Source organism: Mesorhizobium sp. L2C084A000 (genome assembly GCF_000502875.1).
Classification (GTDB): Bacteria; Pseudomonadota; Alphaproteobacteria; order Rhizobiales; family Rhizobiaceae; genus Mesorhizobium.
The window spans coordinates 229066-241811 of record NZ_AYWX01000002.1 but is presented as its reverse complement, the minus strand read 5'-3'; the positions used below and the strand labels follow the sequence as shown (position 1 = coordinate 241811).

At 60.2% G+C, this 12746-nt stretch carries 10 protein-coding genes; 1 reads left to right on the top strand and 9 read right to left on the bottom strand.

The window, feature by feature from the left end:
- Positions 1 to 4: 4 nt before the first annotated feature.
- A complete protein-coding gene (locus tag X735_RS160090; RefSeq protein ID WP_023809559.1) occupies positions 5 to 844 on the bottom strand; it encodes a hypothetical protein in 840 nt (279 codons plus the stop codon).
- Positions 845 to 1033: 189 nt separating this feature from the next.
- Between X735_RS160090 and X735_RS160095 the strand changes: the two genes are divergently transcribed.
- Positions 1034 to 2449, top strand: coding sequence for an adenylate/guanylate cyclase domain-containing protein (locus X735_RS160095; RefSeq protein WP_023809558.1), 1416 nt, complete (start codon positions 1034 to 1036; stop codon positions 2447 to 2449).
- Between the two features lie 124 nt (positions 2450 to 2573).
- On the opposite strand, the gene X735_RS160100 is transcribed toward X735_RS160095, so the two are convergent.
- The 8 genes from X735_RS160100 to X735_RS160135 all read right to left on the bottom strand — a co-directional run bounded on the left by X735_RS160100 (position 2574) and on the right by X735_RS160135 (position 12723).
- The gene (locus X735_RS160100; protein ID WP_023809557.1) at positions 2574 to 3053 is read right to left on the bottom strand and encodes a class I SAM-dependent methyltransferase; all 480 of its coding nucleotides are present in this window, start codon (positions 3051 to 3053) and stop codon (positions 2574 to 2576) included.
- Between the two features lie 207 nt (positions 3054 to 3260).
- The gene (locus X735_RS160105) at positions 3261 to 4442 is read right to left on the bottom strand and encodes an ABC transporter permease (RefSeq protein ID WP_031212616.1); all 1182 of its coding nucleotides are present in this window, start codon (positions 4440 to 4442) and stop codon (positions 3261 to 3263) included.
- A complete protein-coding gene (locus X735_RS160110) occupies positions 4439 to 5437 on the bottom strand; it encodes an ABC transporter permease (protein ID WP_023809555.1) in 999 nt (332 codons plus the stop codon). The genes X735_RS160105 and X735_RS160110 overlap by 4 nt, the downstream gene beginning before the upstream one ends.
- 2 nt (positions 5438 to 5439) lie before the next feature.
- The gene (locus X735_RS160115) at positions 5440 to 7338 is read right to left on the bottom strand and encodes an ABC transporter substrate-binding protein (RefSeq protein ID WP_023809554.1); all 1899 of its coding nucleotides are present in this window, start codon (positions 7336 to 7338) and stop codon (positions 5440 to 5442) included.
- Entirely contained in the window at positions 7335 to 9230 is a 1896-nt protein-coding gene (locus tag X735_RS160120; protein ID WP_023809553.1) for an ABC transporter ATP-binding protein, read from the bottom strand. The genes X735_RS160115 and X735_RS160120 overlap by 4 nt, the downstream gene beginning before the upstream one ends.
- A gap of 157 nt (positions 9231 to 9387) precedes the next feature.
- Positions 9388 to 10722, bottom strand: a complete 1335-nt coding sequence (locus X735_RS160125) for an adenylate/guanylate cyclase domain-containing protein (RefSeq protein ID WP_023809552.1) — start codon at positions 10720 to 10722, stop codon at positions 9388 to 9390.
- A 535-nt stretch (positions 10723 to 11257) separates the two neighbouring features.
- The gene (locus tag X735_RS1000000169640; RefSeq protein WP_023809549.1) at positions 11258 to 11362 is read right to left on the bottom strand and encodes a hypothetical protein; all 105 of its coding nucleotides are present in this window, start codon (positions 11360 to 11362) and stop codon (positions 11258 to 11260) included.
- A 179-nt stretch (positions 11363 to 11541) separates the two neighbouring features.
- Positions 11542 to 12723, bottom strand: coding sequence for a DUF3095 domain-containing protein (locus X735_RS160135; protein WP_081734769.1), 1182 nt, complete (start codon positions 12721 to 12723; stop codon positions 11542 to 11544).
- Positions 12724 to 12746 lie beyond the last annotated feature (23 nt).

The window sequence follows — 12746 nt, the reverse complement described above, 5'->3', positions numbered from 1 at the left end:
CATCCTATGATGCCGATTGCGCGCTGAAGTACCAGGAGACGGCGTAGAGTTTGAAGATGCCGCTGATTCCGATCCAGCCGAAAAGGGCGAGCCAGCACAATGTTCCCGTCGCCGTCCAGTCGATCCGGTGCACTGCGGCCTCGGTGATGACAAGGCCAAGGATGGCAAACAAGCCGACCAGAAACTGCGCCAGACCGAGCACCAGCAGCTCTTCGCGCGGCGCGCTTTTCCTGACGAGATATGTGCCGCCCGCTCCGGCGAGGAAGATGGCGCTGTAGACCTGAGCGTGGAAGGCGTCGATCGGCCACGGCCAGAAGCCGCCGAATGTCAGGGGAAACAGCAACAGACCGACGCCATAGAGCCCGAGGATCACCATTTCCATCGACATGTAGCCGCGCCATGCAGAGTTTAAGGTCACGCCCTTTGCGGAAGGACGGCCCCTGGCCCGCCAAAGGAACGATCCGGATACCGCGACCGAAGCAAGATAGACCAAGAACCAGAGCCAGGGCGCTTTGCGCTCGAAGTTGAAATAGCCGAGACTGAAGAACGAAGCCGCCGACACGATGACGGTGAAGATGAAGGCCATGACAAGCACGAGCCTGCCTGGCGACCAGCGGTTCCAGACCAGCAGCGCCGCCATCACGACCATTTCGGCGGTGTAGAAGCCGCCGAGGAAGCGGGCATTGAACGGCGTGACGGCCCAGGGCCAGCGCGGCTTGACCAGCGCAGGCGCGAAAAACAGGCCGGCGCCGACGATCAGGACGATGATGACCCCCGCCGAGAAAAGCCGCAGGGCCGCGGGAAATGGCGGGTTGCCGGGTGTCGGCGCGGGAGAAAGTCCCAAAGATGAATACCCCATGGACTCACCATAGTGCCGCTTGCGATCGGTGAAAATCCCGACGGAAATTGAACCGTCGCGCGGGCTTTGCCATTCGAATGGCCGTACGATCCGTTTCGAAGTAAGATGGAGCGCTCGGAACAAAGACCGGTTCCGGTGAACCACCTAGGGGGCGCATTTTCCGGAGCCTGCACGATGACCGAAATTCAGGATCTGTTCTCGCTTTTGCGGCAATCAACCGATGTCGATCTCCAGGCAATCGACGCGATCCGGCGGACCATCGCGGAAGGCAAGGATTATGAACTTTGCCGCATCAATGTGCCGGCTTTCGCCAGCAAGCATGGCCTCGACGAGGAACGCGCCATAAGCGCCTTCCTCCATGCGGCGCGGGTGGGCATCTTCGACATTTCATGGAATGTTCTGTGCCCCGGCTGTGGCGGCGTGCTCGACACCAACGCTACGCTGAAAACCCTGCAGAAGGACGAATACACCTGCGCGCTATGCTCCGAAGGCTATTCGCCGACCCTTGATGAGATGGTCGAGGTGACATTCACCGTCAGCCCTCGCGTGCGCAGGATTGCCGCCCACAATCCACACGAACTGCCGTTGGTGGAATATTTTCGCCAGATTTACTGGGGATCCGGCGTCGATCTGCCGGAAGAGGATCTGGCGAAAAACATAGGAGCGTTCTCGCTGGAGGATATCGAGCTGGCGCCGGGTGAAAAGGCCGTCCTGCTTATACAGCTTCCGCCCGAATTCATCATCGTCTTCGAGCCGGTCACCCATTCAGCGCAGTTCATCGACGCGAAGGGCAAACCAACAAAAGAGCGGCGAAGCCTGTCTTTGGCTTTCGACCGCGACCATGTCCAGAACCAGACACTGGAAATGCTACCCGGTCCGCTGCGTATTTCGCTGGAAAACAGGACCGACACCCGCGTGCTGCCGGCAGTCTTCATCGCCGGCGAGGCATTGCATAATCTCCTGGGCAAACGCCGGCCTTTTCTGACCGCCAAGCGCCTGCTCACCAACCAGACGTTCCGCGACCTCTATCGTACGGATACGCTCGACATCAACCAGCGCCTGAAGATCACCAGCCTCACCTTCCTGTTCACCGACCTGCGCGGATCGACCGCGCTTTACGAGCGGGTGGGCGACCTTTCAGCCTTCGATCTCGTGCACGTGCATTTCCAGGTTCTGCACGAGATCGTCGCGGCGGAGGCAGGCGCGGTGGTGAAGACCATCGGTGATGCGGTGATGGCGACATTCGCGACGCCTGATCGCGCGATGGCTGCGGCCCTCAGGATGCGTGATGCCATGCGTGCGCTCAATGACAGAAGCGGGCGCGAGGATCTGCTGCTCAAGATCGGTGTCCATGCCGGCCCCTGCATCGCCGTGTCCATGAACGAGCGACAGGACTATTTCGGCCAGACGGTCAACATTGCTTCACGGGTCCAGAACCTGGCCAACGCACAGGCTATCTTCGCCACCCGTGCAGTGGTCGACGACAATCTCACCGCCGATCTGTTGCGCAGGAACGCTCTGACGCCCGTGCTTCACGAAGTCTCGCTGCGCGGCATCGAGCGGGAGATAGCGGTGTATACAATCCCCTGAGCAATTGGGCCGTCCAGAGCAATTCCAAGGAAGTGTAAACGGTTTTCGGGAAAAGCGCCTAGCACTTTCCCTTGGAATTGCGGTAGAGCATCGTTTGCGTGAAAAGATGAGGGCTCTCGGCCGCTCACACGCGCTTGCAGAGGAAATAACGATCGGCGGGCTCTGAAGTCGGCGCCGGGAGGCGTTGCAGCAGCGGGTGATCGAGCGGCGTGCCACTGACCGCGAAGCCGCCGACGCGAAGCAGGCTCGCAATCAGATCGGGAAGCCAGGTAGCAGTCACTGCATCGCGATCGTCATAGCCGGTGCCGATGTCGGCATGAACAAGGGCGGCTTCGATGCCAATGAACTTGCGGGCCGTCTCGCGTATTTCGCCGAGCACGAGGTTTTCGGCTTCGGGAATTGAGCTGGCATGTGCACCGACTTCGCGGTCGAACACCACGATCCGGCGCCCGGGCAGGCGCTCGCGCAGATGGTGGAACGTCCGTCCGTTGCCGAGGCCGAGCTCGAGCACAAGCCCCTCCATCTTCGCCACCTCGACGCAGACTTGGTCGAGAATGTCGCGCTGTGCGGTCATCCTGCTGATGAAATTCTCAAGGCGACTCATATGCTTTGTGTGTCCTGAACCAGCTCAAGATCGGCAATGCCTCCGACACGAACTGTTCACGGGTGTATCCCGAAGGCGTAGTGCCAAACTCGATCACGTGTCGGAACATATAGAGGCGGACGATGAACACTGCAACAACCGTACAGGCAGCCGGCAAGGATCATACCGGGTGGAATAGGCGGCACGGCGCGCGGCAAAATAACGACCTCACTTGTAGGGATCTGCGGCGTCCCGCAAGCCGTCACCGAGGAAGTTAAACGCCATGATGACGAGAATGACGGGGAGCATCGGCAGGAGAAGCCATGGATAGAACGCGATCACGCTGACGCTGCGCGCCTCGGTGAGCAGGATTCCCCAGCTGGTTATCGGCGCCCTCAGGCCGAGCCCGAGGAAGCTCAGCGCCGTCTCGCCCAGGATCATGCCAGGAATCGAGAGCGTCGCCGTCGCGATCAGATGCGACATGAAGCCGGGAATGAGATGCCGCCTAATGATGCGGCTGCTTCCGGCGCCCATCAACTGCGCGGCGAGAACGTAATCTTCCTCGCGCAAGGCCAGAAGCTTTGAACGCACGGCCCGCGCCAGTCCGGTCCAGTCGAGCACTCCGAGGATGACGGTGATGCCGAAATAGATCAGGATTGGGCTCCAGGTTATCGGCATGATCGCCGCCAGGGCCAACCATAGCGGAATGCTGGGAATCGATTGCAGAACTTCGATTATTCGTTGAACGATCAGGTCGAAGATACCGCCGTGATAACCGGCCAGTCCGCCGATGACGATGCCCAGCAGGAAGCTGAAACTGATGCCGACGAGGCCGATTGTCAGTGAAATGCGTGCGCCATAGATCATGCGCGAGAGCACGTCGCGCCCCAGCCGGTCGGTGCCCGCCAGGAAAAGCTGACCGTTTTCGGCAGCGCAGACAAAATGCCTGTCACCTTCGATCAGGCCCCAGAACCGGTAACGATCGGCCTTGCAGAAGAAACGGAGCCGCTGAACATCGTCCTGGTTGTCGATGTAGTTCCGCTTGAGCGTGTCCATGTCCAGCGTCATCTGGCGGCCATAGACGAACGGCCCGACGAACTGGCCGTTGTGGAACAGGTGCACCTGCTGCGGCGGCGAATAGATGTAGTCCATGTTGCGCGTGTGCAGGTTGTAGGGCGCCAGGAACTCGCAGATTAATATCCCGAAATAAAGCACTACCAGGAATATGCCGGATACAAGGGCGAGCCGGTGCAAGCGGAATTTCCACCACATCAGCCGCAACTGCGACGCCTGAAAGACCTTCGACTGCTCCACCGTCATCGCCTCGACCGACTGCAGGTCAAAGGGCGCGCTGGAAACATAGTGTTCTAGTGGAGCACTCGGAGCGGGGAGCGGCGAATCCGTTTTCATTTGGTGCTGCCGCCCTGCAAACGAATTCGTGGATCCAGCAGCGCCAGCGCCAGGTCGGAAATCAGGACGCCGATAACCGTCAGGAAGGCGAGGAACATCAGGAACGACCCCGCCAGATACATGTCCTGGCTTTGCAGCGCCTTGATCAGCATTGGCCCGGTCGTTTCCAAAGACAGCACGATCGCGGTGATTTCGGCGCCGGAGATGATGGCCGGCAGGATGGAGCCGATGTCGGAAATAAAGAAATTGAGCGCCATGCGCAGCGGATATTTGACCAGCGCCCTGAACGGATGAAGACCTTTGGCGCGCGCGGTCACCACATATTGCTTGTGTAGCTCATCGAGCAGATTGGCGCGCAGCCGCCGGATCATGCTTGCCGTGCCGCCGGTGCCGATGATCAAGACCGGGATCCAGAGATGGGAGAGTATCGACTTCGCCTTGGCCCAGCTCATCGGCTCGCTGAGATATTGCGGGTCCATGAGATGGCCGATGGACGTGCCGAACCAGATGTTGGCGAAATACATCAGGATCAGCGCCAGCATGAAGTTCGGAATGGCAAGGCCTAGGAGGCCAAAAAAGGTCAGGCCGTAATCGCCCCAACTGTATTGATGCGTCGCGGAGTACATGCCGATCGGAAAGGCGATGAGCCAAGTGAAGATGATCGTGACGAAGGAAACCAGCACAGTCAGCCACATTCGGTCCCCGACGACGTCGCGAACCGGCAACTCATACTCGAAGGAATAGCCGAAATCGCCGTGCAGCATCCCGCCGACCCAATAGAAGTAACGAATGATCGGCGGCTTGTCGAAACCATATTCCTTGCGCATCATCTCGATGCGATCGGAATCCACCCCTTCGCCCTGTGCCCGAAGCTCGGCGACATAGCTGTCGAAATAGTCGCCGGGGGGAAGTTCGATGATCGTGAACACCAGCGCTGATATCACCAGCAGCGTTGGAACCATCACAGTAATGCGCCAGACAATATATCGAAGCACGCTCAGGACTCTCCAAGCCAGAATGTATCCGGCATGTAGACACCGAAATAGGCGGTCGGATCGTAGCCGAAGAGCGCCTTGTCAGGCAGATTGCGCAGCCGTGAGGACACCAGAATCGGCTGATGCGTTCCGTTCACGGTCCCGATCGAAAACACCTGATCGGTGTAGATCGACAGCATCGAATTCCAGATTTCGGCGCGCTCTGTCGCTTCGGTCGATGCGTTCCAGCGCTTGAGCAAAACCATTAACTCGATCACTGCAGGAAGATCGGGCGCCTCGCCCATCTTGCCATGAGACAAGTAGTGAGCACCCCAGAGCGGCCATTGCAGCTGATCGTCGATTGTGGGGGCCAACTGACTCGGGTTCATGTCGGCGGTCGGCACGCCATTGTCGATGCCCGACCACATCGACATCATGATCTGGCCGCCAAGCGCGCGGCTGCGGAAGATGTCGCGCTGCGAAGTCCGGATGAACAGGGCGATGCCGATCTTTCGCCAGTGATCGGTGATGAGTTCGAGCGCGTCGGTTTCCAGCGTGCTTTCGCCGGCGGTTTCCACGATGATCTGGGCAGAGCGTCCATCGGGAAGTATCCGCAGGCCGTCATCGTCACGTGCCAGAAGCCCGACCTCGTCGAGCAGCGCGTTGGCCTGGTCGGGATCATGGGCAACCCAAGCTTTAGCGAATTCCGGCCGGTAGAGCGGGCTCTCGGACAAAACCGTATCGGCGCTTTCCTGCGCCAATCCGTAGAACACGGCCATATTGATCTCGCGCCTGTCCACGGCGAGCGAAAGTGCGCGGCGCACGCGCACGTCACGCAGAAGGCCACGCCACACCTGGTCGGCACAATTCAGATTCGGCAGCAGCGCCAGCCGAGAACCCTGTGTGCGTTTCCACAGGTGCATCTTCACCGGATAGCGCTTCTCCGCGTCCTTCAGGAAGGAGTAATCGCTGAAGTCAATTCCCATGCATTGCAGGTCGCTCTCGCCCGCCCCGGTCTTCGCGGAGATGATCGCCGATGAGCTGACATTCATGATGATTCGGTCAACATAGGGCAGTTGCCGGCCGTTCTCGTCTGTCCGATGAAAGAAGGGGTTGCGCTCGAAGATGAATTGCTCGGCCGGCGGCTTGGTTCGGTTCTGCCAGGGGTCGAGCGTCGGCAGTTCCGGGTTCTCCGGGCGATATTGCCGCGACATACGGATATGCAGGAGCGTCCATTTCTGGGTCCGGTTCTCCTTCATCAGGCCGGCGAGCCGGAATGGATCCTGATATTTCTTGTGGAACTGCTTGAGATAGGCGGATGGCAGAACAAGCGATATCGGCGAAGCGGCAGCGAGCTTGGGCAGGAAGTCGGGATTGGGCGCATCCCAACTATAGCGCACCGTCAACGGATCGACGATCTCGAAGCGTGGCGGCTTGCCGTCCGCCATCAGGGTCGGGGCGAGCCCGCCTTGCGAAAGCTCATCGTTCAGCCAGACATCTTCCCAACAATAGCGAAAATCCTCCGGCGTCAGCAGGCTGCCGTCGGACCATTTGTGTCCTTCCCGTATCTTGAACGTGAAGATGCGATCATCCGCGACGTCGAAATTTTCGAGAATGTCGGCCTGCAAGCTAAGCTTTTCGTCGTAGCCGACCAGGCGAGAATATCCGTAAATCGTCATCATCCGGATATCTTTCTGGCTGCCGATGATCGTACGCAGCGTGCCGCCATATTGGCCCGGCTGCCGGCCCATCGTGGCGAGATTCAAGGCGCGCGGGCTCTTGGGCAGGCGCTCGGTGAGTGCTGGCAGCGCCCTGGCCGTCAGCTGCGGCCGAAGAAATTCCGGCTCCAGGTCGCCAGCGCGCGACGTGCCCGGCAGGAGTGCCGAAGCCATCACGCCAAGGACGGTGCGACGGCTGATCAATGGCGTAACTCGCTGACATCGGCCGAACGTCGGGCCAGCACGAGGTGGCCGCCGCCAAGATCGAGCGGCGCCAGGACATCCTCGTCGCCTTCTTCGCGGAATTGTGGTCCCCATGCGCTGGTGTCAGAAGCGCCGCCGAGCTTCAGCGTCTTGAAATCCATCGGCCGGTCGAGATCGGGGAAAGGTACCGCGGCGACCAGGGAGCGCGTGTAGGGGTGGATTGGTTTCCTGAGCAGAATTTCGCGCGGCGCAAGCTCGACGATACGCCCGCCGCACATCACCGCGATGCGGTCTGCCATGTAGTCCACCACCGCCAGATTGTGGGATATGAACAGGTAGGTCAGGCCCAGTTCTTTTTGCAGGTCCTTCAGAAGATTCAGGATCTGCGCCTGGACAGAGACATCGAGCGCCGAAACCGGCTCGTCGCAGATCAGGAGTTCAGGCCCCAGCGCCAATGCGCGCGCGATGCCGATGCGCTGACGCTGCCCGCCGGAGAAACTGTGCGGATAACGCTTGATGAAGCGCGGATCGAGCCCGATTGCCTGCATCAGGCTCTTGACCGTGGCGAGTCGGGACGCCGCATTGCCACGCTCATGGATCTCCAGCGGCTCGCTCAAGATGTTCTCCACCGTCATGCGAGGTGAAAGCGACGAAACCGGGTCCTGGAAGACCATCTGGATTTTCGCGCGCAATATGCGCAGGGCATCTCCCTCTGCGCCCAGGACGTCGGTCGGTCCATCGCGGCCGTTGAAGATCACAGAACCGCCGCTGGGGGTAATGGCCCGCATGAGGATCTTGCTGACGGTTGTTTTGCCACAGCCGCTTTCGCCGACCAGACCCAGACACTCACCCCGCCTGATGTCGAAGCTCACGCCGTCCACGGCGCGAACAGAGGATTGATGACCCCCGCTGAACCATCCTGACTTGCGGATGGTGAAGGTCTTAGTCAGATCCCTTACCGACAGCAGGATGTCGTCTGGCCCCTTCGATGCCGGGGCAGTCTGCTTGCCGAGCAGGTTCCCGACATTCACCGGCACCTCGCGGAGCGCCTTTAGCCTTTCACCGGGCTTCAGGTCGAAATGCGGAACGGCTGCCATTAGGCCCTTCAGGTAAGGGTGGCCCGGCCGGCGGAATATCGCCTCGACAGGCCCCATTTCCATGATCTCGCCATGGTACATGACCACCACCTCGTCGGCGACATTGGCGACCACGCCGAGGTCGTGCGTGATCAGCAGCATCGCCATGTTCAGCTTGGTCTGAAGCCCGCGCAGCAATTGCAGGATTTGTGCCTGGATGGTGACGTCCAACGCCGTCGTCGGCTCGTCGGCGATCAACAAAGCAGGCCGGCAGATAAGCGCCATGGCGATCATGGCGCGTTGCCGCAATCCTCCCGAAAGTTCAAATGGATACATGTCGTAGGCGCGCTTGGGATTGGGGAAGCCGACAAGGCCGAGCATTTCCTCGGTCCGCGCCTTGCGCTCCGCCCGAGCCATAGGCGTATGAATCTGCAAGGATTCGCTGACCTGGTTGCCGATCGTGTGCAGCGGCGAGAGCGATGTCATTGGCTCCTGAAAGATTTTGCCGATGCGGCTGCCTCTCAACGCCCGGATTTCGGTTCCGTCACGCTGCATCTGCAGGATGTCTTGCGTCGTGCCAGGCTTTTCAGGATCAGAAAACAGGATACGGCCGCGAACGTGGGCCGTATTCGGCAAAATGCCCATCACTGCCTGGCTGAGAACCGATTTTCCGGAACCGGACTCGCCCACAAGCGCGGTAACCTTGCCGGGCAGGACGCGGAGATTTGCGCGTCTGACGGCATGCAACGGTCCCCCGATCATGGCAAAAGAGATGCCAAGATCCTCGATCCGCAGCAGATCAATGCCCGAATTCATCCTCACACCAGCCCCACTCTGGCAGTCTGCCGGGCGGCAGACCCAAAAAGCGAGACTAGCGTATTGCCAGCCTAGAGCAACTTGGATTCGAATCGAATTCCGCGACGGAACCGGCGACCGGGCTGCACACCAAGGCTTTCGGACCGGATCGTGTCGGTTACTGGAGCTTCCTCCGGTCGCTTGCCGACAACCGCGCGGCATCGCGATGAAGCAGCATGACCTGCTCGGCGTCCGATATCCGGTCGTGAATCGGCGCAGCGTCTTCATCGAGCGCGAGAGCACCCGACAAATCGGGTGAAAGCACCGTCAGCTTCTGCTTGATACCCGCCAGTTCCTCCGTGCCGAGCGTCAGCCAACTGTTGTCGCCGCAATAGCTGGCGAAGTCCTTGCTGGCGAGAACGCTGTGCGGATATTTCTTGGTCAGGGTCTGGAGACGCTGGACCTCGTTTACAGCCGAGCCGAAGACAGAGAATGTCAGCCGGTCGGTAAGTCCGACATTGCCGAACATCACATTGCCGACATGCAGGCCGATACCAAACTTTATGTCGCCCAACCCCTGCTCCTTTCTGCGCAGATTGAGCTCCATCATGCGCGCGCTGGCCTTGTGCGCTGCCGCAAGAGCAGCCTGGCAGGCGATCTCGGACTGCGAGCGATGCCTTTCGCAGGGGTAGACGGCGATGAAGCCATCCCCCAGGAAACTCATGATCTGCCCGCCTTTGCGATTGAAAGGTGCAGCGATGGCATCGAAAAACTGGTTCAGCGTATCGATGTAGATTTCGCGACCGGAGGTTTCGGCAAGCCTTGTCGACCCCCGCATATCGCCCATGACCAGTGCGGCCCGGATTGTGTCACCCTCGCCGCGCTTGATCTGGCCGTCCAGCACACGTCTGCCGGCGTCGCCGCCAAGATAAGTGGTCATCATGTTGTCGGCGAGCTTCGTGAGCACCGCCATCTTGGTGGCGATAGCGAGATAGTTCTGGATCCGCAATAGCGCCGAAATCATGCCGTCGCTGAAGCCAGACGCACTGTCGGTCGACCACGACCCCATCATGCCCTGGCTGGTATCGCCGTTGAAGGGATGCACGAATGCCATGTAATCGGTGACGCCCATACGCCTGAGGTCGTCGAAAACAGGAAACTCCGACCGCACCGAGGGGTCAAGCCGGCGCCGCAGGTGGTCGAGCTTGTTGCTGAGCAGATGGTAGTATGGGCTGGTCAGGAATCTGTCGGAATGAACGCCGTTCTCACTGCGGAAGCCTTCCACTTCCAGGCCCTGGCCGCGAAGCCAGGTAAAACCAAGCGCGTCATAGAGCGGATGAAGCATCGAAAAGCTCAAATGCACCCGCTTCAGCGGCAGGCCGGCAGCAGCCAACCGTTCACAAAAGCCCTTTACCAATGTTTCCAGGTCGTTGCCCGCCAGCGCCGATTGGCTCAGCCAGTCGGCAACTTTATCCATGAGAATGGTGGAAACTTCTGCTTGCGCTGTGCTCATGCTATCTCAAACCCGTCGAAGACGAGCCATCTCCTTTGATCCGCCACACAAGTGAAGGCAGTGAAGCCGGCTTCGGCGACGAAAGCCGGCGAAGAATTTCCTAAATAACTCCTTGCAGGAAGGAAGCAGGCGTAAACAGCATCTATCACCTGGAACCCTATGTGGCGAGGCTTCCGGCGGAGTGCAATCTCGATGCTGACATCGGGCAAAGAATTCGCCGTCTCAGACATCGTCGGGCCTTCACCACCACTGTCGCTTGGACCAGCCCGAGGCGGCCAAAATCATTGCGTGTGTCGACGACCAGAGGAGCGTGATCAGCGATCGCCTGATAGTCGATCGCGTCGTGGTAGGTTGCCACGACGACAGCATCGGATCCTTCGGGGATCCTCTCCGGCTCCCGGTGTTTCGTCAGCGGTGTCGGAACGCAGATTATGATGGCATCGCAGACGGCTAGTTCGGCAAATCCGCAGTGGTGCGGAACCGCCCGGCCGGCACGGCTGTCGACGTCACTGCCTCAAGTAGGATTGGCCGTTGCTCAGGCATCGACCTTCCGGGCTTCGATGTCGAAGCCGGAAACCGGGAACCCGGCGCGTGCGATCGCAACCGACAGCGGCAACCCGACATAGCTCGGTCCGATCACGCCGACTTGCGCGACGCACCTCGAAATCCGGTTCAGAAGACGGTCATATGTTGATCGTTAGGCGTCCAAAAATCTGCTTTCCCGTCAATTCGGACAGGCTACCCGCTCCCATGGCGCGGCTCACCGGTGCCAAGAACCATGAGTGAGGGCATATTGCGGAAATCGATTTCCGCAAGCAGTCAGCAGACCGGCGCCTTCGCCTTCAGGCTTGCGGCAGCCATCGCGTAGCCGCCGGCGGCGCCATCGATGAAATGAACATGATCGCGCTGCAGCGGCGAGATGACGAGGCAGGTCATCAAGGCCGACTTCTGGCGGTGCAGGCCATAATTGCAGATGCCCGCCTCTTCCGCCTGCTTCAGCCGGTCTTGGATCCGATGCAGCACATCCGCGTCAACGTCGATGGTCATCTTCAAGCCGTCGTCGAACTTTCGGAAATCCGAATTGCTGGCCACCTCGCGTTTGTAGACCTTCGGATCGAAACGGCCAATCGTCCAGCCAAATCGATCGGTTACAGCCGTAAGCGTCATCAGGAACACGATCCACAGCTTCGACCGCCACCGCCATCCTGCCGTGGCCATCGCCCGCGCCTCGACATCCAGGCCGGCGGGCAGCAGACTGTAGCCCGGGCCGTCCACCGGCACCGGGTGGCCATCGCGCTCCTGCCTGCCGGCGAGGGCGATGATGTCGGAAGCCAGAAACTGAAACCCGCGCAAGTCGCGCGACGCCCCCGGTGTGGCTATGATCGAGACGATTTCGCCATGCCGTGCTTCGATCGGGTTCCAACGGCAGGAAAGGCCGGTCAGATCCGGCCGCGCGCCGACCGGCGCAGGATCGATGCGGTAGCGCCCCGCTTTCATCTCAGCTTCCGCCCAACTGCCGCCACCGCCGGCGAACATGGCATAGAAGGCCGCTTCGGAGGCCTGGAACCTCGCCACGCGAACGTCGAGGCCCTGCGCCCTTATGTCCCCTATCGGCACGATCGCGGCGCGCAAGGTCAGGCCCAGTTCGTCCGCCACCCATCTTTGGACGGCCGCCAGCGCGTTGCGGGCGATCTCCAGCGCCGAGCCGGGAAACGCCACGAGTGCGCCGTCGCCGCCGAAGACAAAGGGGAGATCTTGCCGACCCAGCGCATTGAGCAGCGCCGAAATGACGCTTGCGCCGGCCATATTGACGGTTTTATAGCGCCCCGCCTCGATCGCCTTGGTCGAGCCGACAATGTCGGCAGTGGCCAGCGCCCAGCCATCGGGGAGGGGCCGATAGTTATCGATATCGGCAACGCTTTCGAACTTTGCGAAGACCGGCAAAGAAGCGACAAAAGGGTCGGACGCGACAGCTGTTTCCATGGCCATCAGATAGCACATTCCACGACTTGAAGGTGAAGTCG